The sequence below is a fragment of the Geodermatophilus sp. SYSU D01036 genome, assembly GCF_054050435.1.
The window spans coordinates 19980-45435 of record NZ_JBJGZJ010000010.1 but is presented as its reverse complement, the minus strand read 5'-3'; the positions used below and the strand labels follow the sequence as shown (position 1 = coordinate 45435).

Sequence of the window (25456 nt, the reverse complement as noted above, 5' to 3'; positions counted from 1 at the left end):
GGTCAGGCCCTCCGGAACATGCCGAGCATGCGGCGGGTCACCGCGAAGCCGCCGAACACGTTGATGCTGGCCAGCAGGACGGCGAGGAACGCGAGCACGGTGACCACGGTGCTGACGTGGCCCAGCTGCAGCAGGGCGCCGACCACGATGATCCCGGAGATCGCGTTGGTGACGCTCATCAGCGGGGTGTGCAGCGCGTGGTGCACGTGCCCGATGACGTAGAAGCCGACGACGACGGCGAGGGCGAACACCGTCAGGTTGCCGATGAGCTGGTCGGGGGAGAAGGCGGCCAGCAGGAACAGCAGCGCGGCGGCCAGGCCCACCAGCGCGGCCCGCCGCTGGGGCGTCGCCGCCTTCCTCTCCGGTGGCGGCAGCGGCGCCGGTGGCGGCGCGGCGGCGGCCGGGGCGGCGGAGACCTGCACCGGCGGCGGGGGCCACAGCAGCTCGCCGTCGCGGGTCACGGTCATCGCCCGCTGCACGACGTCGTCCATGTCGAGGACCAGCCGCCCGTCCTTGCCGGGGGTGAGCAGCGTGAGCAGGTTGACCAGGTTGGTGGCGAACAGCTGCGAGGACTGCGCGGGCAGCCGGGCCGGCAGGTCGGTGTAGCCGATGATCGTGACGCCGTTCGGGGTCACCACCACCTCGTCGGGCACCGAGCCGGCGACGTTGCCGCCCTGCGCGGCGGCCATGTCCACGACCACCGAGCCCGGCTTCATGCTCGCCACCATGTCCTCGGTGAGCAGCCGGGGCGCCGGGCGGCCGGGGATGAGCGCTGTGGTGATGACGACGTCGACGTCGCGGGCCTGCTCGGCGTACATGACCGCGGCCCGCGCGTCGAAGTCCTCGGACGTGACCGTGGCGTAGCCGGTGCCGCTGGACCGGTTCTCGCTCTCGTCGGCCGGGACGCCGACGTACTCGCCGCCCAGCGAGCGCACCTGCTCGGCGACCTCGGGCCGGACGTCGGTGGCCCGCACGATCGCGCCCAGGCTACTCGCCGCGCCGATGGCGGCCAGCCCCGCGACGCCGGCGCCGGCGACGAAGACCTTGGCCGGCGGCACCTTGCCCGCGGCGGTGACCTGCCCGGTGAAGAACCGGCCGAAGGCGTGCGCGGCCTCGACGACGGCCCGGTAGCCGGCGATGTTGGCCATGGAGGACAGCACGTCCAGCGACTGCGCGCGGGAGATGCGGGGGACGGCGTCCATCGCCAGGGCGGTGACGCCGCGGGCGGTCAGCGCGTCGAGCAGCTCGGGCGCCAGGGCCGGGGCCAGCAGGCTGACCAGCACCGCGTCCGGCCGGAGCCGGGCGACCTCGTCGGGGGTCGGGGCGTTGACGTGCAGCACGACGTCGGCGCCCCACGCCTCGGCCGCCGACCCGATCCGCGCGCCGGCGGCGACGTAGGCCTCGTCGGGGCAGCTGGCCGCCTCCCCGGCGCCGGACTGGACGAGGACCTCGTGGCCGAGGGCGCACAGCCGGCCGACGCTCGCGGGGGTCGCGGCGACCCGCGTCTCGTTCCGCCGGGTCTCTGCGGGCACACCGATGAGCACGCGCACTCCAACGACAGCTCGGGCCGGCGTCGTTGCCGGCGGGCCTGGGTGGTGCTGCGGGGGAGGCGGGCTCTGCCACCCCGGGGCTGCATGGTGACAGGCCCACCCGGCATCCCTCGCCCCCAGGGACCCGATCGTGACGCGGATCGCAGGCGGCCCGGACCCACCCCTCGGGGTGAGGGGGCGGCGTCCCCGGCTGGAGTCCGGCCCCACGGGTGCCGACGCAGCGGGGGTGTCCCCGTGCGGGGACGCCGCCCACGCAGGCCGCAGCCCAGGAGGACGCCCGTGCCCGCCAGCCCGCCCGTCACGGGTCCGGCCGGTGCCGTGACCCCGGAGGTGGTGGCCGCGGTCTTCTCCGCCGCGGCGGGGGGCGTGGGGACCGCCCTGCTCGTGGCGGAGACCATCGGGGACACGCCGCGGGTCACCTGGGCCAACGAGGGCGCCGTCCGGCTGCTCGGTCCCGCCCCGGAGGACCTCGCCGGGCGGCCGGTCGCCGACCTGGTCCCCACGCTCGCCGCCGGCGAGCTCCCGCTGCTGCTGCGCCGCGAGCACAGCTCCCGGCTGGCCCTGCAGGTCCGCACCGCGGACGGCGGCCTGACCGACGCCGTCGTGCGGGCGACCCCCGCACCGGGCGGGGACGCGTGGACGCTGGTCGTCACGCCCGGGACCGCGGAGACCGACCGGGTGTTGCGCGCCACCGCCGACGCCGCCGAGCGCCGCTTCGCCACCCTGAGCGAGCGCTCGCCGGTCCCGACGCTGCTGTCCGAGCAGGGGATGCGGCTGGCGCACGCCAACGACGCGTTCTGCCGGCTGGCCGGGCGGCCCGCCGAGGTCCTGCTGGGCACCGGGTGGACCGCCTGCGTGCACGAGGACGACCTCGGCGCCGTCGTCGAGGTCGTGGCTGCGGTCCTCGAGGGCGGGGACGGCGAGGTGCGGGCGCGCCTGGTGCGCCCCGACGGCACCGAGCGGACCACCGTGCTGCGCTTCGGTCACGTCTTCACGCCGGGCGCGGGCGCGGGCTTCCTCGGCACCGTCGAGGACATCACCGACCGGATGGCGTTCGAGGCGCGGCTGGCCCACCAGGCCCAGCACGACCCGCTGACCGGCCTGCCCAACCGCACGCTGCTCGACCAGCACCTCACCGGCCGGTTCGCCGCCGGCGGCCGCGGCCTGGCCTGCCTGTTCCTGGACCTCGACGACTTCAAGGTGGTCAACGACTCGCTCGGCCACGAGGCCGGCGACGAGCTGCTGGTCGAGGTCGCCGACCGGCTGCGCGCCACGGTCCGCCCCGGCGACCTGGTCGCCCGCTTCGGCGGGGACGAGTTCGTCGTCGTCTGCGAGGACGTCGACGAGGCCGACGCCGCCGCGCTGGCCGAGCGCATCGTCGCCGCGCTCGCGGTGCCGGTGCACCTGGCCGGCGTGCGGTTCCGGCCGCACTGCAGCGTCGGCGTCACCGTGCAGGCCCCCGAGCACGCCGACGCCGCGGACCTGGTCCGCGACTGCGACATCGCCATGTACCAGGCCAAGGCCGGCGGCAAGGGCCGGGTGCGGGTGCTGGACCGCGCCGGCCGCGCCGAGGCCCGCGACAAGCTGCGGCTGGTCGCCGACCTGCGCGACGCGATCGAGCGGCGGCAGATCGGCCTGCACTACCAGCCCATCGTCTCCGCCGCCGACGGGTCGCTGGACGCCGTCGAGGCGCTGGCCCGCTGGGTGCACCCCGAGCGCGGCCCGATCAGCCCCGCGACGTTCGTGCCGCTGGCCGAGGAGAGCGGGCTGGTGGGCGCACTCGGCCTGCTGGTGCTCGACGAGGCGTGCCGGCAGGTGGCCGAGTGGGACCGCGCGCTCGGCGCGGCCGCGCCGCCCCAGGTCAACGTCAACGTCTCGGCGCTGCAGCTCGACGCCGCCCTGCCCGGCGAGGTGGTCGCCGCCCTGGACCGGCACGGCGTCGCCCCGGCCCGGCTGTCGATCGAGATCACCGAGTCCGCGCTCATGACCGACCCCGTCGCCGCCCGCGCGCTGCTGCAGCAGCTGCGCGACCTCGGGGTGGCGCTGGCGATCGACGACTTCGGCACCGGCTACTCGTCGCTGGCCTACCTGCGCCACCTGCCGGTCGACTGCCTCAAGGTGGACCGGTCCTTCGTGGCCGAGCTCGCCGACGGGCACGTCGAGATCGCCAGCGCCGTCATCGCGCTGGCCCGCAGCCTGGGGCTGTCCACCGTCGCCGAGGGCGTGGCCACCCCCGCGCAGGCGGTGGCGCTGCGCCAGCTCGGGGCCACCTACCTGCAGGGCTTCTCCCTGGCCGAGCCGATGGACGGCGCGGCGGTCGCCACCTGGGTGGGTGCCCGGTGACCGCGGTGCCCCTGTCCCGCCCGGCGGTGGACCTGGACCGGCTGCTCGCCGGCATCGACACCATGGCCGCGCAGCGCCCGGTCGCCGCGCAGGTGGTGGCCGTCGCCAACACCGAGGACGCCAGCGCCCGCACCCTCGCCGACGTGCTCGCCGCCGACGTCGCCCTGGCCGGCCGGGTGATGAAGCTGGCCAACTCGGCCTACTTCGGCATGAGCGGGCGGGCGACGACGCTGCAGTTCGCCGTCACCGTCGTCGGCTTCACCGCGGTGCGCACCATGGCGACGGTCGCGCTGACCTGCCTGGACGACGAGTCGCAGCTGCCCGAGCGGTTCTGGGAGAGCAGCACCGGCATCGCGCTGGCCGCCTCCGCGCTGGCCCCGCGCTTCGGGAGCCGGCCGCAGGACGCGCTGTGCCTCGGGCTGCTCGCCCAGGTCGGCGTGGCGCTGCTGCACGCCGACGACCCCGAGGGCTACCGCGCGCTGGCCGCCGCGCAGCGCCCGTTCGCCGCCCGGCGGACCGCGGAGGTGTGCCGGTACGGCATCTCCGCGCTGCGGCTGTCCGCGGTGGCGCTGGAGCAGTGGGGCTTCCCGACGGCGATGGTCGCCCCGCTGGCCGCCGTCGACGACCCCGCCTCCGCCGAGGGCACCCTGCTGCGGATCGCGTTCGAGCTCGGCGCCCGCTACGCCGACCCGGAGCACGTGCCGGTGCCGGTCGAGCGGCTCAGCGGCGGCCTGCTGCGGGAGGACGGCATCACCGCGGTGCTCGAGCAGGTGCGCGCCGACGCCGAGGACCTGCGCCGCGCCGTCGTGGGCGACTAGCTGAAGGACCCCCTGCCCCCCACCTCCCGCAGGCTCGCGGCGGGCCCCTGCAGGGGGCCGCCCGCTCAACTCACCTGGTCGGCGACGTCGCGGAGCACCGCGGGCCAGTCCTCGACGCCCTCCTCGCGGCCGAGCCGGACCACGACGACGTCGGTGGCCGGGTCGACGTAGACGTACTGGCCCTTGTTGCCGCGGGCGTAGAACCGCCCCTCGCGCTCGGTGTCGACCCACCACCAGTACTGGTAGTGCTCGGCCGGGTCGGCGGAGGTGTCCCGGGCGGTGGCCTCGGCGACCCACGCGGCGGGCACCACCTGCCGCTCGCCGGCGCGGCCCTCGCGGGCGAACAGCAGCCCGAACCGGGCCCAGTCCAGTGCCCGCGCGTTGAACCCGCTCTCCATCTTCGGGAACCCGCTGGCCGCGCTGTCGGCGCTCCAGCTCGCGTCGGCCTCGGCGCCCATCGGGCCCCACAGCGCCTCGGCGGCGAACTCCTCGACCGGCCGGCCGACGGCCCGCTCCAGCACCAGGCCCACCAGCAGCGGGTTGTAGTTGCAGTACAGCCACTCCCGCCCCGGCTCCCGCGCGACCTCGGCCGACAGCGCGAGCCGCCGCAGGTCGACGTCGTAGTAGGTGAGCGCGTCGTCGCTCCAGGGCAGGCCCTGCTCCTCGTAGGCCAGGCCCGAGGACATGGTCACGAGGTGCCGCAGCGTGATGGCGCCGAAGCGCGGGTCGCGGTCGAGCAGCTCGGGGACGTAGGCGGTGACCGGGTCGTCCAGGCCGCCGATCGCGCCGCGGTCGATCGCCAGGCCGACCAGCGTGGACAGCACCGACTTGGCCACCGAGAACGACGTCATCGGCGTCTCCCGGGAGCCGCCGGCGCCGTACCGCTCGAGCAGCACCTCGTCGCCGCGCAGCACGACGAAGCCCGTGGTCTGCGTGCGGTCCAGCAGCGCGGCGAGGTCCTCGGTGCCGCCGCCGGGGACGGCCACCTGCTCGAGGACGCCGCCGGGCGGGGAGCCGGCGGTCAGCGGCAGCGCGGTGCCGCCGGCCGGGACCGGCAGCTCGGGGAACCGGAGCCGGTCGTCGACGTCGGCGTCCATCCACACGACCGCGCGGGCGATGCCGGAGGAGTCCAGCGACGCCCGCGCCCACACCTGCAGCCCGCCCGCGGCGACGGCCAGCCAGGCGAGGACGGCGACCAGGACGGCGGCGACCCGGCCGGCGCGGCGGCCCCGGGCGCGCCGGCGGACCAGCCGCGCGGCGGCCCAGGCGAGGACCGTCGCGAGCACGGCGGGGAGCAGGAGCCAGGCGAGCACCCGCCGGACCCTAGGTGGTCGGCCGGCGGGAACGGCAGCGGCCGGCGCCCCCGGGGAGGGGACGCCGGCCGCTGCCTGGTGCTGCGGGGGATCAGCCCGTGTAGGGCGCGCCCAGCGGGTCGACCGTCGGGTACGAGTCGACCGCGGCGGCCAGCCGGTCGGCGGCCCAGTCGCCGTCGCCGAGCAGGTGGTCGATCGCGGTCAGCCGGCTGGTGTAGTGGCCGACCGAGTACTCCGCGGTGACGCCGATGCCACCGTGCAGCTGGATGGCCTCCTTGCCGACGTGCCGGCCCGCGCGGCTGGTCTGCAGCCGGGCACGGTCGGCGGCGGTGACGACGTCGCCGCCGGTGTCGGCCACCATGCTCGCCCACAGCGCGGTGCTGCGGGCCAGCTCCAGGGACACGTACATGTCCGCCGCGCGGAAGGTCAGCGCCTGGAAACGGTTGAGCGTGACGCCGAACTGCTTGCGGGTCTTCAGGTACTCCGCGGTCGTCTTCAGCGCGGTGTCCATCGCCCCGACGGCCTCGGCGCTGTAGGCGATCCGGGCCAGGGCCTGCGCCCGCTCGACGTCGGTGGTGCGGTCCGCGGTGCCCTCGCCGAGCAGCTCCGCGGGGGTGCCGTCGAGGGTGACGTTGGCCGCGCGGGTGCCGTCGTGGGTGCGGTAGCCGGTGCGGGTCAGGCCCTCGGCGTCGCCCCGGACGAGGAACAGGGCGGTGCCGCCGTCGGTAACCGCGCTGACCACGAGGACGTCGGCGCGGGCGCCGTTCGGCACCGGCTCCTTGACGCCGGTCAGCCGCCAGGTGCCGCCGTCCTGCGTGGCGGTGACGGCCGCGGCCGCGGGGCTCCACCGGGTGCCGGGCTCGGCGTGCGCGAACGCGAGCACGCTGGCGCCCTCGGACAGCGGCCCGAGGACCGCCGCCCGCTGCTCGGCGGTGCCCACGGCGGCGACCAGGCCACCGGCGAGGACCACGGCCTCGACGAACGGCTCGGGCGCGAGCACCCGGCCGATCTCCTCGGCGACGAGGGCCACCTCGATCGGGCCGGCGCCCATGCCGCCGTCCTCCTCGGCGAAGGGCAGCCCGAGGACGCCCATCTCGGCCAGCTGCGCCCAGGTCTTCTCGTCGAAGCCGGGGTCGGTGGCGACCACCTGGCGGCGCCGCTCGCTGTCGCCGTAGGCGCGGCCCAGCAGGCCCGCGACGGCCTCGCGGAGGTCGTTCTGCTCGCTGTCGTACTGGAAGTCCACTGCTAGCTCACAGCCCCAGGATCGTGCCGGCGATGATGGTCCGCTGGACCTCGTTGGAGCCCCCGTAGATGGAGACCTTGCGGTAGTTCAGGTACTCCGGCGTGGCCACCCGGGCCCACTGGGGCACCTGCGAGCCGCCGTCGGCGAAGGACGCGACCGACAGCGGGCCGGCGATGTCGACCAGCAGCTCGGTGGCGGCCTGCTGCAGCTCCGAGCCGCGCAGCTTGAGCACCGAGGAGGCCGGGTGCGGCTTGCCGTCGGCGGAGTTGGCGACCACGCGCAGCGCGGTCAGCTCCAGCGCCAGCAGCTCGTTCTCGAGCTCGGCGATGCGCGCGGTCAGCCGCGGGTCCTGCGACAGCGGCCGGCCGGCGACGACGACCTCACGCGCGTGCGCCTTGGCCTGCGCGATCAGCTTCTTGGTGGCGCCGACGCGGGCGATGCCCACGCGCTCGTTGCCGAGGAGGAACTTGGCGTAGTCCCAGCCGCGGTTCTCCTCGCCGATCAGGTTCTCGGCGGGGACGCGGACGTCCTCGAAGAAGACCTCGTTGACCTCGTGGCCGCCGTCGATGAGCTGGATCGGGCGGAGGGTCACGCCCGGGGTGTCCATCGGGAAGACCAGCATCGAGATGCCGCGCTGCTTCTTCTCCGCGGTCGGGTCGGTGCGGACCAGGCAGAAGATCCAGTCGGCGTACTGGCCGAGCGTGGTCCAGGTCTTCTGGCCGTTGACCACCCAGTCGTCGCCGTCGCGGACGGCGGTGGTGCGCAGCGAGGCGAGGTCGGAGCCGGCGTCGGGCTCCGAGAAGCCCTGGCACCACCAGATGTCGAGGTTCGCGGTCTTGGCCAGGAAGCGCTCCTTCTGCTCCTGGTTGCCGAAGCTCGCGATGACCGGGCCGATCATGCTGGCGTTGAACGCGAGCGGCTCGGGGACGTTGGCGAGCTGCATCTCCTCGCGCCAGATGTGGCGCTGCAGCGGCGTCCAGTCCCGGCCGCCCCACTCGACCGGCCAGTGCGGCACGGCCAGGCCGGCGGCGTTGAGGACGCGCTGGGCCTCGACGTACTGGTCGCGGGTCAGGTGGCGGTGGGCCGCGACGGTGTCGCGGATCTCCTGCGGCACCTGGGTGGTGAAGAAGGTGCGCATCTCATCCCGGAAGGCCTCCATCTCCGGGGAAAGCTGCAACCGCATGGGACCTCTCTCCTGACGGCGGTGTGACGCCGTCTCGACGTGTTCCCCGACGATCCCACATCTGTTACCGATCAGTAGATCCGGCTCTCGGGGTGTGGGACGGGTGGGGCGGGACGTGCCCCGGGCCCCGGGTGGCGGTCACCGGACGTGCCGCTCCCGGGGCCCGGGGTGGTGCTCGGCCGCTCGGGTACCGAGCCGTTCAGGGGCTCAGCGGGCGGCCCAGAAGGCGCAGTTCGCGTCCGCGGCGACGTCGACCGGGCCGACGCCGCCCTGCGCGGCGACGTCCAGGCCCTGGACGTCGGCCGGGGTGCGGTAGGCGTTCCACGCCGGGACGCCGCGGCCGTTCGGGTCCCCGGTGGCCGCGAAGTTGGTCCAGTAGCGGACCATCGTCGTCGACAGCGCCTGCTGCTCGGCGGTCAGCGGGCCGCCGAACAGGCCCGGGAACAGGTACGGCAGCTCGCCCGCGTGCTGGGCGCCCTCGTCGTACCGCGCCGGGTCGTACGGGAAGTCCAGCAGCGCCGGGGCGTCCTGGTCGCGGAACGAGTAGGCGAAGACGGCCGGCTGCTGCCCGCGGAGCAGGTCGTAGGCGCCCACGTGCGTGCAGGTCGACAGCGCGCTGCCGACGTCGCTGGCCACCGCCGCCAGCACCCGCAGCGTCGAGCCGTGCTCCGCCAGCGGGTAGCGCTCGGCGACCGCCGCGGCCCGGGTGCCGAACCGCTGCTGCAGCGTGGCGGTGTACACGGCCGGGTCGGCCGACAGCAGCGCCTGGCGCTGGGCCTCGGGCAGCGACAGCGGGGTGAACAGCGTGTTCTCGTCCTGCAGGTTGCCGTGCACCACCGGCACGCGGTTCCACCGGCCGGCCGCGATCGCCGCCCCCGGCTGCTCGGGCAGCGACGACCCGCCGACGACGAACGAGCCGCCGGGCCAGGCGCGCAGCAGCGCCTCGGCGGGCACGGCGCGCAGGCAGGCGGCGACGTCGGCCGCGCCGGCGCAGCCGACGGCGGTCGCGACGCCCTGGCCGGTCGCCTCCTCGGTGTCCAGGGTGTCGTAGGGGGTGGTGCAGCTGTAGCTCTGCGCGATCGCCTTGTCGAACAGGCCGGCGGCGGTGGGGGAGGCCAGCTGGGCGCAGACGGAGGAGGCGCCGGCGGACTCGCCGAAGACCGTCACGTTGTCCGGGTCGCCGCCGAAGGCGTCGATGTTGCGCTGCACCCAGCGCAGCGCCTCCTGCTGGTCGAGCAGGCCGGCGCTGCCGGAGCCGACCGGGCCGTTGGCGGCGGACAGGTCGCGCTGGGCCATGAAGCCCATCGGGCCGAGGCGGTAGTTGATCGTCACGACGACGGCGTCGCCCTCGACGGCCAGCTTCGCGGCGTCGTAGTTGGCGCCGTTGCCGTAGACCCAGGAGCCGCCGTGGATCCAGACCATGACCGGCAGGTCCGAGCGGGCGGCGTCCAGGCCCGCCGGGGTGGTGACGTTGAGGAACAGGCAGTCCTCGTTGGAGGTCTGGAACGCGTTGGTGGTGCCGTTGGCCAGCTGGGCGCACGGCTCGTGCGGGGCGGTGGCGTCGGCGATCCCGCGGAAGGGCGCGACCGGCACGGGCGGGCGGAACCGGAGGTCGCCGACCGGCGCCTCGGCGTACCGGATGCCCTCGAAGGTGCGGTAGCCGTCGAGCCGGGTGCCGCGGAGCTTGCCCTCGTCGGTCTGGACCAGCGTCGGGGCGGCGTTGCCGACGCCGCCGCCGTTGCCGTTGCCGGGCACCGCGGCGGCCGGGCCGGCGGTGACGACGGCGCCGGTGACGAGCGCGGCGCCGGTGGCGAGGGCGAGGACGGACCTGCCGAGGGATCGTGGGACGGGGATGCGCACGGGGCCTCCTGGGTCGCCCGCGAGCTCACCGGTGTGTGAGCTGGACCACGGGCAGCTGGGACACTAGCGACCCGTGTTTCACGACCCGCACCGGGTCCGGAACCGGCGGGTCCGCGGGCGGCGGCGCAGGATGGGGCCGTGCCGGCCGCGTCGCCCGGCGGCCGGCTGCTGCTGGCCGCCGTCCTGCTGACGGCGCTCAACCTGCGGGGCGCGATCGCCGCCGTCGGCCCCGTCCTCGACGACGTCCGCGCCGACCTCGGCCTGTCCGCGGCCGCTGCCGGCCTGCTGACCACGCTGCCGGTGCTGTGCTTCGCGCTGCTGGCGCCGGCCGCGGCCGCCGTCGGGCGCCGGGCCGGCGCGGGCGCGGCCGTCCTCGGCTCGCTGGTGCTGCTGGCGGCCGCGCAGGGGGTGCGGGTCCTCGACGGCGCCCCGGTGCTGCTGGCCGGCACCTTCCTCGCCGGCGCGGCCATGACGGTGGGCAACGTGCTGCTCCCGGCCGTGGTCAAGGCCGGGTTCGGCCGGCGCGCGGGCACGGTGACCGGCCTCTACACCGCGGCCCTGGTCGCCGGCGCCGCCGCGGGGGCGGCGTTCACCGCGCCGCTGGCGGCGGTGCTCGGCTGGCGCGGCGCGCTCGCCGCGGAGGGGGTGCTCGCCGTCGTCGCGGCGGTCGTCTGGGCGGCGGCCGCGCGGCACGCCGACGCCGCCGGTCCCGCCCGGGCCGCCCGCTCCGCCGGCGGGCGGCCGCTGTGGCGGTCGCCGGTCGCGTGGGCGGTGGCCGCGGTGCAGGCACTGCACTCCACGCTGTACTTCTCGCTCACCGCGTGGCTGCCCACGCTGCTGGCCGACCGCGCCGGCACCGACGCGGCCACCGGCTCGGTGGCCGCCTCCGTCTACCAGGTGCTCGGCATCGCGGGCAGCCTGCTGGTGCCGGCCGTGCTCGCCCGCGCCTCCGGGCAGGCGGGGCTCGCGCTCGGGGTCGCCGCGCTGTGGGTGGTGCCGGTCGCCGGGCTGCTCGCCGCGCCCGGGGCGTGGCCCGCGTGGGCGGCGGCCGGCGGGCTGGCGCAGGGCGCCGGCATCGCGCTGGCGGTCACCCTCGTGGTGCTGCGCGCGGCCGACGCCGGCGCCGCGGCCCGGCTGTCGGGGATGAGCCAGCTGGTCGGCTACGGCGTCGGCGCGCTCGGCCCGGTCGTCGTCGGCGCGCTGTCGGAGGCGACCGGCGGGTGGACCGCGCCGCTGCTGCTCCTGCTGGCCGTGGGCCTCGGCCTGGCCGCGGCCGGGGTCGTCGCCGCCCGGCCGGTCCGCGTCGGCTGACTCAGGGCAGCCGGACGACGTCGGCCAGCACGCCGCCGTCGGCGGTGAGCCGCGCCGGGGCCGGGCTGTCGTAGACGACCAGCAGCCGGCCGTCCCCGGCCGGGCCGAGCAGGCCGATGCCCTCGGCGTGGTCGTCGCCGTCGCCGAAGGGCAGCGCGAGCTCGCGGGTGAGCAGGTCGCCGCGGACGACGGTCGGCTCCTCCGCCGCGCGGGCGCCGTGCCAGCGGTACACGTACACCGGGCCGTCGAGGTCCATGGTCGGGCCGGCCAGCACCAGCAGGTCCTCGCCCTGCGGGCACAGGTCGCGCACCCCGAGGCCGCCCAGCCGCAGCACGTGCTTGCGGTAGCGGCGGCCGTCGGGGAACCTCCGCAGGCGCAGCCGGGTGGGGTCGCGCCCGTCGACCACCGGCCGCAGCTCGAGCACCACCGCCCAGCCGCGCAGCACCGGGCCGCGCAGGCCGAGGTAGACGCGCTCGCCGGAGACCGCGATGCCCTCGACGTCGAGGCCGTTGTCCTTGCCCGGGATGGGGAGGAACGGCGCGAGGTGCTCGTCGTCGGCGAGCAGGTCGCGCAGGTCCTTCCCGCGGGTGCCGAAGACGGCGGCGCTGCGGGCGCCGTCGTCCTTGACCAGGGTGGGCAGCCCGTCGACGTCGACCACCGGGATGCGCACCAGCACCTGCCGGCGCGGCTGGCCGGTGACCCGCGCCAGGCGGCGCAGCGCCTGCTCGCCGTCGTGCTCGTCGCGGATGCGGCGGCGGCGCAGGCTGTGCGAGCCGACCGCCCACAGCGCGTCGCCGGTGCGGGCCAGGCCCTCGACGTCGGCCTCCTCCGCGACCCCGGGGCCGGTGCCGCCGGGCAGCGGCACGAGGTCGGCGAGGGAGAAGGTGGTCTGGTCGCCGAAGGAGGTGGGGTCGGCGGGGTCGTCGGCCACCAGCCGCTCGATCGTGGCGGTCTCGTCGCCGGCCACCCACAGGACCGGCCCGTCGCTGCGGACGGCGGAGAGGTTGGTGTGGGTGGCGCTCCGCCGGGAGGCCGTGCCGAAGCGGAGGGTCACCGTGCGCTCTGTCCTCACGGGCGCGCACCCTGGCACGCGGTCCCGGTCTCCGGGGGTCCCGCGTGCGTCGTACCGTGCGGCATGGAACTCGTCTGTCCCAAGTGCCACGGCACGATGCGCACCTACGAGCGCAACGGCGTCCACGTCGACCAGTGCACCGAGTGCCGGGGCATCTTCCTCGACCGCGGGGAGCTCGAGCGGCTCGTCGACGCCGAGAACTCCTGGCACGCCGCGCCGGCCGCCGCGCACTCCGGCGGCCACGGCGCCCAGCAGCCGCCACAGCAGCACGGCGCTCCGCAGCAGCACGGGGGCCAGTATCCGGCCGCCGGCGGCGCGGGGCTCGGCGCCGTGGTGAACGAGGTGCTCGGCGCGGTGCGCGGCTCCTCGCACTCGTCGTCGCACGGCTCCTACGGCTCGCACGGCAAGAAGCGCAAGGAGTCATTCCTGTCCGACCTCTTCGGATGATCGGAGGAGCCCGCCGCCCCCCACCCCTCGCCCCGCTCGGGACGGGCCCCTGCAGCGGGGCCGTTCCAGCAGGTCACGGGTAGCGTCGCGGGGGTGGCGGCGCGGGAGCTGGTCGTGCTCGGCACCGCGAGCCAGGCGCCCACCCGCACCCGCAACCACAACGGCTACCTGCTGCGCTGGGACGGCCGGGGGTTCCTGTTCGACCCCGGCGAGGGCACCCAGCGGCAGATGCTGCTGGCCGGGGTGCCGAGCAGCGCGGTGCACCGGGTCCTGCTCAGCCACTTCCACGGCGACCACTGCCTGGGCCTGCCCGGCGTCGTGCAGCGGATGTCGCTGGACGCCGTCGCGCACCCGGTGGTCGCGCACTACCCGGCGTCCGGGCAGGTCTTCTTCGACCGGCTGCGGCACGCCACCCCCTTCGCCGACCTCGCCGAGGTCCGCGAGGAGCCGGTGTCCGGGGACGGGCGGCTGGCCGAGGACCCCGCCGGCGTCCTGGAGGCGTGCCGGCTCAGCCACCCGGTCGAGTCCTTCGGCTACCGGCTGACCGAGCCCGACGGCGCCCGGATGCTGCCGGACCGGCTGGCCGCGGCGGGCGTGGCCGGTCCCGACGTCGGCCGGCTGCAGCGCGAGGGCGCGCTCCGGGTGGGGGCGCGGACGGTGCGGCTGGCCGACGTCAGCGCCCCGCGGCCCGGCCAGCGGTTCGCCTTCGTCATGGACACCCGCATGTGCGACGCCGTCCCCGCCCTCGCCGACCGCGCGGACCTGCTGGTCGTCGAGGCGACGTTCCTCGCGGCCGACGCCGCCCTGGCCGACCGGTACGGCCACCTCACCGCCCGCCAGGCCGCCCGGGTCGCCGCGCAGGCGGGGGTGCGCACGCTGGTGCTCACCCACTTCTCCCAGCGCTACGCCGATCCGCGCGCCTTCGCCGACGAGGCGCGGGAGGAGTTCGACGGCGACCTCGTCGTCGCCGCCGACCTGCAGCGCGTGCCGGTGCCCGCCCGGGCGGGGTAGGAGCAGGTCCCGACCCGAACCCGAGGAGCGCCGATGACCCGGCTGAGCGCCGCGACGCTGGGCGAGCTGCCCGCGTCGGTGCGGACGCCGCGCTACGACCGCGCCGCGGTGCGGGCGGGGGTGGTCCACCTCGGCGTCGGGGGCTTCCACCGCGCGCACCAGGCGCTGTACCTCGACCGGCTGCTCGAGGCCGGCGCGGGGGAGGACTGGGGGGTCTGCGGGGTCGGCGTGCTGCCCGCCGACCGCCGGATGGCCGAGGTCATGGCCGCGCAGGACCGCCTGTACACGCTGGTCGAGAAGCACCCCGACGGGCACCTCACCGCCCGGGTGGTCGGCTCGCTGGTGGGCTACCGGCTCGCGCCCGACGACCCCGGGGCGGTGGTCGAGGCGATGGCGGCGCCGGGCACCCGGATCGTCACGCTGACCGTGACCGAGGGCGGCTACAACGCGTCCGCGGCCACCGGCGAGTTCGACGCGACGGCGCCCGCCGTGCTCGCCGACCTGCGGCCGGGCGCCGCGCCGGCGACGGTGTTCGGCCTGGTCACCGAGGCGCTGGTGCGCCGCCGCGCCCGGGGGCTGGCGCCGTTCGCCGTCGCCTCCTGCGACAACGTCCCCGGCAACGGCGACCTGGCCCGGCGCAGCTTCGCCGCGTTCGCCGGGCTGCGCGACGACGCCCTCGGCGCGTGGGTGGCCCGGGAGGTGCCGTTCCCGTCGTCGATGGTCGACCGGATCACCCCCGTCACCACCGACGACGACCGCGCCCGGCTGGCCGCGACCTTCGGCGTCGAGGACCTCTGGCCGGTGGTGTGCGAGCCGTGGACGCAGTGGGTGCTCGAGGACGCGTTCCCGGCCGGGCGGCCGCCGCTGGAGGACGTCGGCGTGCAGGTGGTCGGCGACGTCGCGCCGTACGAGCTGATGAAGCTGCGGCTGCTCAACGCCGGCCACCAGGTGCTCGGCCACCTCGGCCCGCTGCTCGGCCACGAGCACGTGCACGAGGCCACGCGCGACCCGCTGCTGCGCGAGCTGCTGGTCGGCTACCTGGAGGAGGAGGGGACGCCGACGCTGCCGCCGGTCCCGGGCACCGACCTGCGCCGCTACCGCGCCGAGCTGGTCACCCGGTTCGGCAACCCGCACGTGCGCGACACCCTCGCCCGGATCGTCGAGCACGCCTCCGACCGGCTGCCGCAGTTCCTGTTCCCGGTGCTGCGCGCCAACCTCGACCGGGGCGGCGAGGTGCGGCGCTCGGCGGCGGTGGTCGCGGCGTGGGTGCACGCGCTCGAGCGCCGCGGGGACGCCGCCGGGCTGGTCGACGCCCGCCGCGACCGCCTGGTCGCCGCGGCGCGGCGGTCCCGGGAGGACCCGCTCGCCCCGCTGGCCGACCGTGAGCTGTTCGGCGACCTCGGCGACCGGCCCCGCTTCACGGCCGCCTACGCGGCGGCGCTGCACTCGCTGCGCACCCGCGGGGCGGCGGCCACCGTGGCGGCACTCCTCCACGGACCGCTGGGAGAGGGGTAGCAAGGAGGGGTGTTCGACAGCGTCGCCTCCTTCGACGGCTTCTCCTTCGACGGCTCCTTCGACGGCTCCTTCGACGTCGACTGGTTCGGCCTGCTCGGCCGCGAGGCGCTCCGGGAGCGCCGCGCGGCGCTGATCGCCGAGTCCTGCGCCTGGGCGGTGGGCCTGTCCGACCGGCCGCACCACCTGCGGCTGCGCGGTCGGCTGGTGGCCACCGGCTCGACCATCGGCGACCGCGCCGCCACCGGGCAGCCGCTGTCGGGCGAGGAGGACGGCCGGATCGAGCTGGGCGACGCCCGCCCGGGCAGCTTCCAGGACGCGCTCAACGCCGTCGACGCCGACGGCACCGTGTTCGCCGACCGGTTCGACCGCGAGGTGGTCGAGCCGTTCGTGCGCGAGACCTGCGTGCTCGCCGCCGACCGTGCCCGCCGCACCCGGCCGGCGCAGTGGGCCGAGCTGCTCGACGAGCTCGGCGAGGACGGCACCGACCTGGGCGAGGTCGTGCGCGCGATGGAGTGGGAGGAGCCGCTGCGCACCGAGGCCGAGCACCTCGTGCTCGCCGCCCTGGGCCGCACCCCGCTGCTGGAGGTCGAGTCCGAGGGGCTGCCGCTGTCGCTGGTCCGCGCCGCCGAGGCCGCCACCCGCGCCGCGGCCGCGCCGGGCCGGGCGGGTGGCGGTCGGGAGCCCGAGCCGGACGAGGGGCTCTCGGGCGCGCTGTTCCTCGCGCTGGCCGCCGTCCGGGACGCCGGCCTGCCCGCCCCGGTGCCCCCGGACGACGCCGCCCGACTGGTGGCCGTGCTGGCCGAGCAGGGGCTGGAGCCCGAGGAGGTGACCGGCGTGCTGCCGCACCTGCCGCTGGCGCCCGGCACCGCCAGCCGGGTCCGCGACCTCCTCTAGTAGGGCAGGCCGGTGTAGTTCTCGGCCAGCTCGCGGGCGGCGGCCTCCGACGAGCACACCCGGCGCAGCTGCGACAGCTGCAGCTCGGCGTCGAAGGGGTCGCCGGTGGTGTGCAGCATCGAGGTCATCCACCAGGAGAAGTGGGTGGCCCGCCAGACCCGCCGCAGCGCGGTGTCGGAGTAGGCGTCGGCGAGGTCGGTCTCCTTCTCCTGCAGCAGCCGGACCAGCGCGCGGGAGAGCAGGACGACGTCGGCGACGGCGAGGTTGAGGCCCTTGGCGCCGGTGGGCGGCACGATGTGCGCGGCGTCGCCGGCGAGGAACAGCCGGCCGCGGCGCATCGGCGCGCTGACGAACGAGCGCATCGGCAGGATCGACTTCTCCAGCACCGGGCCGGTGCTGATCTCCCAGCCCTCGTGCGCGAACCGGGTGGCCAGGCCCGCCCAGATCCGGTCGTCGGACCAGTCCTCGATCTTCTCGGACGGGTCCACCTGCAGGTACAGCCGCGACACCGACGGCGAGCGCATCGAGTACAGCGCGAACCCCTCGGGGTGCCAGGCGTAGATCAGCTCGTCGGTGGCCGGGGCGGCGTCGGCGAGGATCCCCAGCCACGCGTACGGGTAGGTGCGCTCCCACAGCCGCTGCTGGGTGCCCTCGGCGACCACGGCGCGCGACGGGCCGTGGAAGCCGTCGGTGCCGGCGACCACGTCGCACTCGAGCACCCGCGCCGTGCCGTCGGCGTCGGTGAACCGGATGCGCGGGGTGTCGGTGTCGACGTCCTCGATCGCGACGTCGGAGACCTCGAAGTGCAGCGGCGGGCCGCCGTCGAGCTGCGCGGCGACCAGGTCCTTGACCACCTCGGTCTGGCCGTAGACCCACACCCGCCGCCCGCACAGCTCGGGGAAGTCCAGCGTGTGCCGCGTGCCCGGGTACTGCAGGTGGATGCCGCGGTGCTCGAGGCCCTCGCGGTGCAGCCGGTCGCCCATGCCGGCCTCGGTGAGGACGTCGACGGTGTTCTGCTCGAGGATGCCGGCCCGGATGCGCGCCTCGACGTACTCGCGCGAGCGGTTCTCCAGCACCACGGAGTCGATGCCCTGCAGCGCGAGCAGCCGCGACAGCAGCAGGCCGGCCGGGCCGGCGCCGATGATCCCCACCTGGGTGCGCATGCCGGCGAGTGTGACCCGGGCTACCCGCGGGTGGACACCTCGCCCTGCCGCTCAGCGGAAGTGCCGCTCACCTCAGGTGCGCCGCCCGGGCCAGCGCCCGGCCGATGCCCCGGGCGGCCACCTCGAGCACCGGCACCAGCCGGGGGAGGTCGCGCCGGTGGCTGGGGACGACGATGCCGAGCGCCGCGGCCACGGCGGTGCTGCCGCCGCGCTCCACCCGCACCGGCACGGCCACCGACAGCGTGCCCAGCGACATCTCCTCGGCGGTGCGCGCCCAGCCGCGGCGGCGCACCTCGGCGAGCTCCCGGCGCAGCCGGGCCGGCTCGACGACGGTGTGCCGGGTGGCGCGGGCCGGCGCGGCGAGGGCCTCGGCGACGACGTCGTCGGGGGCGGCGGCGAGCAGCACCTTGCCGACGCCGGTGGCGTGCAGCGGCAGTCGGCTGCCCACCTGGCTGACCACCGGCACCGACTCGCGGCCGGAGATGCGCTCGACGTAGAGCGCCGAGAGCCCGTCGCGGACGGCGAGGTGGACGGTGTCCCGCGTGGCGGTGTGCACGTCGAGCAGGTACGGCGCGGCCACCTGGCGCAGCTCGAGCGACACGGGCGCGAGCAGGCCGAGGTCCCAGAGCTTGCGGCCGATCTCGTAGCGGCCGTCGGCGCGGCGGGCCAGCGCCCCCCAGCCGGTGAGCTCGGCGAGCAGCCGGTGCGCGGTGGTCAGCGGCGTGCCCGACCGCTCGGCGATCTCGGTGAGCGTCAGCCGCGGCGCGCTCGCGTCGAAGGCGTCGAGGACGGCGAGCGCCCGGGAGGTCACCGACCGCCCCCGCTCGCCCGCGCCGCCCGCCACCCCGTCAGTCTCCCACCCAGCGGAAGCCGCGGGACCTCGGACCCTGCCGGTCCGGGCCGCGCGCCGGTGTGCTGGGCGCCGTGACCGACCCCGTCCGGCTGCCGCTGGCCTACCACGACGCGGCGGTGGCCTGCTCCTACCACCTGGCGTCGGCGGCCGCGGTCGCCGCGCTGCTGCCCCGGGACGGCGGCCGGCCGCTGCTCCGGCCGATCCCGGTGCCGGGGGGCCGCACGCCGGTGGCGGTGCACGCCTTCCGCTACCGCACCGTCACCTGGACCGACGCCGACGGCGGCACCCACGCGCTGGCGCCCTACGGCGAGGTCGGCGTCACGGCCGGCGTCGTCGGGCCGGGGGCGCGCGGCGCGGCCCGCCCGGCGGTCGGCGGCTTCGTGCTGCAGCTGCCGGTGACCTCCCGCGAGGCCCGGGACCTCGGCCGGGCCGAGTGGGGGCTGCCCAAGTGGCTCGGTGACATGGACTTCCTCGACGAGCCCGGCCGGCAGCGGGTCCGGCTGTCCGAGGCCGGCGCCGACGTGCTGGTGCACACCGTGCGGGCCCGCGGCCCGGCGCTGCGCGGCAGCCCGGCGCGGACGCTGTGGTCGGTGCGTGGTGGGCGGCTGCTGGAGACGCGGATCCCGGTGCTCGCGCGGTGGCAGGCGCGGCCCGGGCCCGGCGGCGCCGAGCTCGTGCTGGGGGAGCACCCGGTCGCCGACGCGCTGCGCGCGATCGGGCTGTCCCTCGCACCGCTGGCCGCCTTCCGCGCCGTCGAGTACCGCAGCACGCTGCCGGCGGGCCGGCCGCTGGGCGCCGCGGACGCCGCCCCCGCCCCCGCGCACCCCGGCCGGGACGACGAGTACGGCCGGTTCACCGTGGCCCACCCGGGCACCGGACCGCTGCCGCAGTACCCGCCGGTCGCCGTCGGCTGACCGGGGCGGCGCCGCTCAGGAGGGGCGCGCGAGCTCCTCGTCCAGCGCCGCCCAGGGGCCCAGCGCCGCGCCGGCGGCCCGCCCGCGCGCCTCCTCGTCGTCCCCGAGCGCGGCGCGCAGCGCCTCCCGCAGCCGGTCGGCCAGCGCCTGGTGCGGCGACCAGCGGGCCACCCCGAGACCGGCGCGGGCGGCGTCGGCGGCGCCCGAGAGCCGGGCCGCCGCCGCGTGCCGGCCCTCGGCGAGGGCCAGCGCGGCCAGCACCTCCAGGCAGGTCGCGGCGCCCTCCAGGTCGCGGGTGCGCCGGTGCAGCGCCACCGCCTCGTCCAGCCGGGCCCGCGCGCGGGGCAGGTCGCCGGCCAGCAGCGCGGCCAGCGCCAGGGCGTCGCCGAGCAGCGCGGCGAGCTGGTCGTCGGCGGCCGCCGCGGCCAGGTCCCGCGCCTCGGCCGCGACCCGCTCGGCGGCGGCCACGTCCCCGCCGGCCAGCGCGACCGCCACGCGCAGCATCCCGCTGAACGCGACCGACCAGCCGTCGCCGCTGCGCCGCAGCTGGGCCAGCGCCTCGTCGAGCTGCGGGACGACGCGCGGGTCGGCCGGGGGCAGGCACATCGCCCGCGCACCGAGGGCGTGGCCGAGCAGCCACGCGTCGTCGCGGCTGCGGGCGTCGTCGACCACGCCGTCGAGCAGGCCGGCCGCGCCCGCCCGGTCGCCGAGGGCGATCCGCAGCGAGGCCCGCGCCCAGGTCAGCCGGCCGGCCAGGTCCGGCGGCAGCGCGGCGGCCGACGGCAGCGCCGCCGTCTGCTCGGCCAGCCCGGCCATCGCGGGCAGCAACCCGCGCGCCCACCACCAGCGGACCAGCGGCGCGGTCAGCCGGACGGCGAGGTCCGCGCGGTCGGTGGCCACCGCCCAGCGCAGCGCGGCGCGCAGGTCGGCGGTCTCGGCGTCCAGCCGGTCCCGCCACAGCCGCGCGGCCGGGCCGGCCAGCCCGGCGCCCGCCTCGGCGCCCAACCGGGCCAGGTGCTGCGCCCAGCGGACCCGGGTCGCCTCCTCCTCGCCGCGCTCGCGCAGCCGCTCGGCGGCGAACGCGCGGACCAGCTCGAGCATGCGGAACCGCGGCTCGCCGTCGCCGGTGTCGGTGGGGGTGACCAGGCTGTGCCCGACCAGGTCCGACAGCGTCTCCAGCACGTCGAGGTCGCCGGCGCCGTCCTCGTCTCGGCCGGCACCCACCACCTCGGCGGTATCGAGGGTGCAGCCGTCCGCGCACACCGACAGCCGGGCCAGCAGCGCCCGGCCGCGCTCGTCGAGCAGGTCGTGGCTCCAGGCGATGGTCGACCGCAGGGTGCGCTGGCGGTCGGGCACGTCGACGTCGGGGTCGCCGAGGTCGAGCGCGCGGTCCAGCCGGGCCAGCAGCAGCCGCGGGGGCAGCGTGCGCACCCGGGCCGCGGCCAGCTCGACCGCCAGCGGCAGCCCGTCGAGCCGGCGCACCAGCTCGGCGACCGGGCCGGCGGTGGCGGCGGTGAGCGCGAAGGAGGGGTCGGCCTGGCGGGCGCGGGCCACGAACAGCTGCACCGCGGGCGCCGTGCCGGGGTCGTCGTCGGCGGCCGGCGTCCGCAGCGGCTCGATCGGCACGTCGTGCTCCCCGCGCAGCCGCAGCACGGTGCGGCTGGTGACCAGCAGCTGGGTGAGCGGGCAGCGGGCCAGCAGCGTCGCGAGGTCGGGGGCGGCGCCGGCGACCTGCTCGAGGTTGTCGACGACGAGCAGCGCCCGGCGGCCGGCCAGCCGGTCGGCCACCTGGTCGAGCAGGGGGCGACTGCCCTCGGCGGACACCCCGACCGCCTCGGCCACGGCCGCGGGCACGTCGGCGCGGTCGCGGACGCCGGAGAGGTCGACGAACCACACGCCGTCGCGGCCGGGCTCCACCGCCGCGGCCGCGGCCAGCGCCAGCCGGGTCTTGCCGATGCCGCCGGGCCCGGTGAGCACCACCAGCCGCACCGCCGGGTCGCCGAGCAGCCCGGTGACGGTGGCGAGCTCCGCGGCGCGGTCGACCATCGGCGTCGGCGGCGTCGGCAGCCACCCGGCGGCCAGCCCGGGCGGCGCCGGGGCCGGCCGGGTGAAGCGCTCGCTGAGCAGCACGGCCAGGTCGTCGGCGACCAGCTCGGCGAGCTCGGCCGGGTCGCGGTAGGGCGTGGTCGAGACGCCGCCCTCGGCCTGCACCCGCTCCAGCAGCCGGGCCAGCCGGGGGTCGCGGCCGGGCGCCGGCGTGCGGACGTAGAGCAGCCGCGGCATCCCCTCGGACAGCACGAGCTCGTCCTCCAGGCCCGACACCGCCATGTCCGGGCCCACCCAGCCGTAGCGGTCGCCGTAGACGCCGACGAAGACGTCGCTCTGCGCGAGGTAGGCGCGGTAGAGGTCGCGCGGCGGGTGCGGGCGCGCGCCCAGCTCGAACATCACCGGGGTCAGCCGCAGCCGGGCGACGGCGTCGCGGACCGCGCGCCGCTCGGCCGCGAGCTCCTCGAGGGTGGAGGAGACGAAGACGCGCAGCCGCTGGTCGGGCGTCGCGATGGTCCGCGGCATCCCGGGCGTCCCCGCCGGAGCGGCCACGAGCACCTCCCGCCCGCCGGCGGGCGCGCCGCCCGCCGACGCCGCGGAGTCTAGGGACGGCGGAGGCGCCCCGGAACCCGGTGACAGCGGGCCCGGGGGAGTGGTTGCATGGCCGCGCCCACGGTCCGCACGGGGGATGCGCGCACCCGGAGAGCCCAGTGCACGGTGCCCCCGCCCCCGCCCCCGCCCGCCCGTCCGGAGCGGCGTCGTGACCGGCACCGCCCTGGCCGTCGTCGCCCGGGACGCCGGCCTGCGCACCTCGACCACCCGGGAGCTCGAGCGCCGCTACGGCAGCGACTACCGCGTCGTCTCCGGGACCGACCCGGGCGAGCTGGACGCCGCGCTGTCCGCGGCGGGCGACCCGGCGGTGGCCGTGCTCCTCGGCGGCCTCGGGGAGGACGACCCCGACGGCCTGGAGGTGCTGCGCGCCTGCCACGCGCGGCACCCCGGCGCGATCGCCGTGGCCCTGGTCCGGTGGGGCGCGTTCGAGACCGCCCGGCCGATCTTCGAGGCGATCACCGTCGGCCAGCTCGACCGCTGGGTGTACGCCCCGCAGGGCTGCCCCGACGAGGAGTTCCACCGCTCGGTGACCGAGATCCTCGACGAGTGGTCCTCGCGGCGTGGCGGCGGCTTCGAGGCGGTGCGGATCATCGGGCACCGGTGGGACCCGCACGCCCAGCACCTGCGCGACCAGATGACCCGCAACCGCATCCCGCTGGGTGTCTACGAGGCCGGCTCGCCCGAGGGCCGCGCGATGCTCGCCGACCTGGAGCTGGAGCAGCCGCGGCTGCCGGTCGTCGTCGTCCGGTTCCGGCCCGAGCAGACCGTGCTCGAGGCGCCGACCGACCTCGAGGTGGCCGAGGCGTTCGGCCTGTTCGACCCCCTGGACCCCGACGCCGTCCACGACGTCGCGATCGTCGGCGCCGGGCCCGCGGGCCTGGGCGCGAGCGTGTACGCCGCCTCCGAGGGCCTGGACACCCTGCACCTGGAGTGCGAGGCGGTCGGCGGGCAGGCGGGCACCAGCTCGCTGATCCGCAACTACCTCGGCTTCCCCACCGGGGTGAGCGGCAGCCGGCTGGCGTTCTCCGCCTACCTGCAGGCCTGGGCGTTCGGCACGACGTTCTCCTTCATGCGCACCGCCGCGTCCCTGCGCACCGAGGACGGGCTGCACCGGGTCACGCTGCACGACGGGACGGCGGTGCGGGCGCGCAGCGTGGTCATCGCGACCGGCGCGGCCTGGCGGCGGGTCGGCGTCCCGGAGCTCGAGGCGTTCACCGGCCGCGGCGTCTTCTACGGGGCCGCGGTCAGCGAGGCGCCGGCGATGGCCGGGCGGCACGTGTTCGTCGTCGGCGGCGGCAACTCGGCCGGGCAGGCCGCGGTGTACCTCTCCCGCTACGCCGAGCGGGTGACCGTGCTGGTCCGCCGGCACTCGCTCGCCGAGACGATGTCGGACTACCTCATCCGCGAGCTGGAGGCGCTGCCGCGGGTCGACGTCCGGTACCGGGTGCAGGTGGCCGGCGGCCGCGGCAGCGACGTCCTGGAGACCGTGGTCCTGCGCGACCTGGACACCGGCGCGGAGACCGAGGAGCCGGGGATGCTGTTCGTGATGATCGGCAGCGAGCCGCGCACCGACTGGCTGGCCGGGACGCTGGCCCGCGACCGCTGGGGCTTCCTGCTCACCGGGGCGGCGCTGCTGACCGGTGAGGACGTCACGCCGGCCTGGCCGCTGGACCGGCCGCCGGCGCTGCTGGAGACGAGCACGCCGGGCGTCTTCGCCGCCGGCGACGTGCGGCAGGGCTCGGTCAAGCGGGTGGCCTCGGCGGTCGGGGAGGGCGCGCTCGCGGTGACGCTGGTACACGCCCACCTGGCCTCGCTCGCGGCGTCGTCCGCGGCCCGCTGACCGGCCGGCCGCCTTCCGCTGGGCGGGACCCGGCACTCGCCCGCCGTCGCCGCCCGGACGTACGTTCCCGGTATGACCGGGACCACGTCGGAGGGCAGGCTCGTCCTGCCGCGGTACCTGCGCGAACCCGACGGGACGCGGACGCCCGTCGGCTTCCCGGACTACCGGAGCACCGCGCTGCGCGCGCCGCTGCGCACCCCCGTGGACCTGCCGCACCGGCTCACCGAGGTCACCGGCCCGGTGCTCGGCGAGGACCGGGTGCTGCCGTCGGACGCCGACCTGACGCTGCGCAACGGTGGCGAGGCCATCGGCCAGCGGATCCTGGTGTACGGGCGGGTGCTGGACAGCGACGGCCGCCCGGTGCCCGACGCGCTGGTCGAGGTGTGGCAGGCCAACGCGGCCGGCCGCTACCGGCACGTCGCCGACAACTGGCCCGCGCCGCTCGACCCGCACTTCGACGGGCTGGGCCGGGTGGTCACCGACGGTCTCGGCCGCTACGAGTTCATGACGATCAAGCCCGGGGCCTACCCGTGGGGCAACCACCACAACGCCTGGCGGCCGGCGCACATCCACTTCAGCCTGTTCGGCCGGGCGTTCACCCAGCGCCTGGTCACCCAGATGTACTTCCCGGACGACCCGCTGTTCGGCCAGGACCCGATCTTCAACGCGATCCCGCCGGCGGCCCGGCACCGGGCGGTCAGCCGGTACTCCCTCGACCGCACCCAGGACAACTGGGCGCTGGCCTTCGAGTGGGACATCGTGCTGCGCGGCACCGAGCAGACGCCGTTCGAGACCGACGACGACGGAGACGTGGCGTGAGCGCGAACCCGCTGGACGTCCCGCCGGACCCGGCCGTCCCCTTCCAGCCCCGCTCCGGGCAGCGCGGCACCGGCTTCCTCACCGGGCCCCTCCGGCTGGGCACCACCCCCAGCGCCACCGTCGGGCCCTACCTCGCGATCGGCCTGACCTGGCCGGACGGCGAGTGGGCCGCCGCCGAGGGCACCCCGGGCGGCTTCTGGATCCGCGGCCGGGTGTTCGACGGCGCCGGCGACGTCGTCCCCGACGCGATGGTCGAGACCTGGCAGGCCGACCCCGACGGCCGCTTCGCCTCGCCCGAGGACCCGCGCGGGCCCTCGACGTACCCCGGCTTCCGCGGGTACGCCCGCGCGCAGACCCGGTCCGGCGAGTTCGCGGTGTTCACCCTCAAGCCGGGCCGGGTGCCCGACGGCGAGGGCGGCCTGCAGGCGCCGCACGTCGACGTCTCGGTGTTCGCCCGCGGCCTGCTCGACCGCGTCGTCACCCGGATCTACTTCGCCGACGAGGCCGAGGCCAACGCGGCGGACCCGGTGCTGGCCGCGCTGCCGGAGGACCGCCGGGCCACGCTGCTCGCGCAGCCCGCCGAGGACGGCTACCGCTTCGACGTGCACCTGCAGGGGGACCGCGAGACGGTCTTCTTCGCCGTCTGAGC

Annotated in this window: 20 protein-coding genes; 11 read left to right on the top strand and 9 right to left on the bottom strand. The window is 77.1% G+C overall.

The genetic code is table 11. The features are described 5' to 3' along the window. Positions 1-2: 2 nt before the first annotated feature. A complete protein-coding gene (locus ACI8AR_RS12170; protein ID WP_457051268.1) occupies positions 3-1532 on the bottom strand; it encodes a Re/Si-specific NAD(P)(+) transhydrogenase subunit alpha in 1530 nt (509 codons plus the stop codon). A gap of 297 nt (positions 1533-1829) precedes the next feature. On the opposite strand from ACI8AR_RS12170, the gene ACI8AR_RS12165 reads away from it, so the two are divergent. Together ACI8AR_RS12165 and ACI8AR_RS12160 are read left to right on the top strand one after the other, a co-directional pair. Beyond that, positions 1830-3893, top strand: a complete 2064-nt coding sequence (locus ACI8AR_RS12165) for a putative bifunctional diguanylate cyclase/phosphodiesterase (RefSeq protein ID WP_457051267.1) — start codon at positions 1830-1832, stop codon at positions 3891-3893. Beyond that, positions 3890-4711, top strand: coding sequence for an HDOD domain-containing protein (locus ACI8AR_RS12160; RefSeq protein ID WP_457051266.1), 822 nt, complete (start codon positions 3890-3892; stop codon positions 4709-4711). The genes ACI8AR_RS12165 and ACI8AR_RS12160 overlap by 4 nt, the downstream gene beginning before the upstream one ends. Positions 4712-4776: 65 nt before the next feature. Here the strand turns inward: ACI8AR_RS12160 and ACI8AR_RS12155 are convergent, their stop codons facing one another. The 4 genes from ACI8AR_RS12155 to ACI8AR_RS12140 form a co-directional block, all read right to left on the bottom strand. Next, positions 4777-6024 carry a serine hydrolase domain-containing protein gene (locus ACI8AR_RS12155; protein WP_457051265.1) on the bottom strand — a complete coding sequence of 416 codons (1248 nt, stop codon included), beginning with the start codon at positions 6022-6024 and terminating at the stop codon, positions 4777-4779. A gap of 91 nt (positions 6025-6115) precedes the next feature. Beyond that, positions 6116-7267 (bottom strand): acyl-CoA dehydrogenase family protein, encoded by a 1152-nt coding sequence (locus tag ACI8AR_RS12150; protein ID WP_457051264.1) that lies wholly within the window; start codon positions 7265-7267, stop codon positions 6116-6118. A 7-nt stretch (positions 7268-7274) separates the two neighbouring features. Beyond that, positions 7275-8450: an acyl-CoA dehydrogenase family protein gene (locus tag ACI8AR_RS12145; RefSeq protein ID WP_456934886.1), complete on the bottom strand. Its 1176-nt coding sequence runs from the start codon at positions 8448-8450 to the stop codon at positions 7275-7277. A 207-nt stretch (positions 8451-8657) separates the two neighbouring features. Continuing rightward, positions 8658-10310: a carboxylesterase/lipase family protein gene (locus ACI8AR_RS12140; protein ID WP_457051263.1), complete on the bottom strand. Its 1653-nt coding sequence runs from the start codon at positions 10308-10310 to the stop codon at positions 8658-8660. Between the two features lie 138 nt (positions 10311-10448). Between ACI8AR_RS12140 and ACI8AR_RS12135 the strand changes: the two genes are divergently transcribed. Next, the gene (locus ACI8AR_RS12135; RefSeq protein WP_457051262.1) at positions 10449-11621 is read left to right on the top strand and encodes an MFS transporter; all 1173 of its coding nucleotides are present in this window, start codon (positions 10449-10451) and stop codon (positions 11619-11621) included. A 1-nt stretch (position 11622) separates the two neighbouring features. Here the strand turns inward: ACI8AR_RS12135 and ACI8AR_RS12130 are convergent, their stop codons facing one another. Further along, on the bottom strand, positions 11623-12693 hold the full coding sequence (locus tag ACI8AR_RS12130; protein ID WP_457051261.1) for a DUF3616 domain-containing protein: 1071 nt from the start codon (positions 12691-12693) through the stop codon (positions 11623-11625). Between the two features lie 63 nt (positions 12694-12756). On the opposite strand from ACI8AR_RS12130, the gene ACI8AR_RS12125 reads away from it, so the two are divergent. The 4 genes from ACI8AR_RS12125 to ACI8AR_RS12110 all read left to right on the top strand — a co-directional run bounded on the left by ACI8AR_RS12125 (position 12757) and on the right by ACI8AR_RS12110 (position 16560). Continuing rightward, a complete protein-coding gene (locus ACI8AR_RS12125; protein WP_457051260.1) occupies positions 12757-13140 on the top strand; it encodes a TFIIB-type zinc ribbon-containing protein in 384 nt (127 codons plus the stop codon). Between the two features lie 93 nt (positions 13141-13233). Beyond that, positions 13234-14151 (top strand): ribonuclease Z, encoded by a 918-nt coding sequence (locus ACI8AR_RS12120; protein WP_457051259.1) that lies wholly within the window; start codon positions 13234-13236, stop codon positions 14149-14151. Between the two features lie 33 nt (positions 14152-14184). Beyond that, on the top strand, positions 14185-15666 hold the full coding sequence (locus tag ACI8AR_RS12115; RefSeq protein ID WP_457051258.1) for a mannitol dehydrogenase family protein: 1482 nt from the start codon (positions 14185-14187) through the stop codon (positions 15664-15666). Between the two features lie 9 nt (positions 15667-15675). Beyond that, the gene (locus ACI8AR_RS12110; protein ID WP_457051257.1) at positions 15676-16560 is read left to right on the top strand and encodes a hypothetical protein; all 885 of its coding nucleotides are present in this window, start codon (positions 15676-15678) and stop codon (positions 16558-16560) included. Here the strand turns inward: ACI8AR_RS12110 and ACI8AR_RS12105 are convergent. After that, positions 16557-17723 carry a 4-hydroxybenzoate 3-monooxygenase gene (locus ACI8AR_RS12105; RefSeq protein WP_457051256.1) on the bottom strand — a complete coding sequence of 389 codons (1167 nt, stop codon included), beginning with the start codon at positions 17721-17723 and terminating at the stop codon, positions 16557-16559. The genes ACI8AR_RS12110 and ACI8AR_RS12105 overlap by 4 nt on opposite strands. Positions 17724-17790: 67 nt before the next feature. Then, complete coding sequence (locus tag ACI8AR_RS12100; RefSeq protein ID WP_457051255.1) at positions 17791-18567, bottom strand: IclR family transcriptional regulator; 777 nt, start codon at positions 18565-18567, stop codon at positions 17791-17793. 80 nt (positions 18568-18647) lie between these two features. Here ACI8AR_RS12100 and ACI8AR_RS12095 point away from each other — a divergent pair, with 80 nt between their 5' ends. Beyond that, complete coding sequence (locus tag ACI8AR_RS12095; protein ID WP_457051254.1) at positions 18648-19490, top strand: acetoacetate decarboxylase family protein; 843 nt, start codon at positions 18648-18650, stop codon at positions 19488-19490. Positions 19491-19505: 15 nt separating this feature from the next. Here the strand turns inward: ACI8AR_RS12095 and ACI8AR_RS12090 are convergent, their stop codons facing one another. Continuing rightward, complete coding sequence (locus ACI8AR_RS12090) at positions 19506-22061, bottom strand: ATP-binding protein (protein ID WP_457051253.1); 2556 nt, start codon at positions 22059-22061, stop codon at positions 19506-19508. 235 nt (positions 22062-22296) lie between these two features. Between ACI8AR_RS12090 and ACI8AR_RS12085 the strand changes: the two genes are divergently transcribed. The 3 genes from ACI8AR_RS12085 (at position 22297) to pcaG (ending at position 25454) form a co-directional block, all read left to right on the top strand. Continuing rightward, entirely contained in the window at positions 22297-23988 is a 1692-nt protein-coding gene (locus tag ACI8AR_RS12085; protein WP_457051252.1) for an FAD-dependent oxidoreductase, read from the top strand. A 72-nt stretch (positions 23989-24060) separates the two neighbouring features. Beyond that, on the top strand, positions 24061-24807 hold the full coding sequence (gene pcaH / locus ACI8AR_RS12080; protein ID WP_457051251.1) for a protocatechuate 3,4-dioxygenase subunit beta: 747 nt from the start codon (positions 24061-24063) through the stop codon (positions 24805-24807). Next, positions 24804-25454 carry a protocatechuate 3,4-dioxygenase subunit alpha gene (pcaG, locus tag ACI8AR_RS12075; protein WP_457051250.1) on the top strand — a complete coding sequence of 217 codons (651 nt, stop codon included), beginning with the start codon at positions 24804-24806 and terminating at the stop codon, positions 25452-25454. The genes pcaH and pcaG overlap by 4 nt, the downstream gene beginning before the upstream one ends. Positions 25455-25456 lie beyond the last annotated feature (2 nt).

What these genes read in the sequence shown, in the direction of transcription:
- ACI8AR_RS12145 (WP_456934886.1), bottom strand. Translation starts at nt 8,450, where the DNA reads ATGCGGTTGCAGCTTTCCCCGGAGATGGAGGCCTTCCGGGATGAGATG.
- ACI8AR_RS12125 (WP_457051260.1), top strand. Translation starts at nt 12,757, where the DNA reads ATGGAACTCGTCTGTCCCAAGTGCCACGGCACGATGCGCACCTACGAG.
- ACI8AR_RS12115 (WP_457051258.1), top strand. Translation starts at nt 14,185, where the DNA reads ATGACCCGGCTGAGCGCCGCGACGCTGGGCGAGCTGCCCGCGTCGGTG.
- ACI8AR_RS12105 (WP_457051256.1), bottom strand. Translation starts at nt 17,723, where the DNA reads ATGCGCACCCAGGTGGGGATCATCGGCGCCGGCCCGGCCGGCCTGCTG.
- ACI8AR_RS12090 (WP_457051253.1), bottom strand. Translation starts at nt 22,061, where the DNA reads ATGCCGCGGACCATCGCGACGCCCGACCAGCGGCTGCGCGTCTTCGTC.
- pcaH (WP_457051251.1), top strand. Translation starts at nt 24,061, where the DNA reads ATGACCGGGACCACGTCGGAGGGCAGGCTCGTCCTGCCGCGGTACCTG.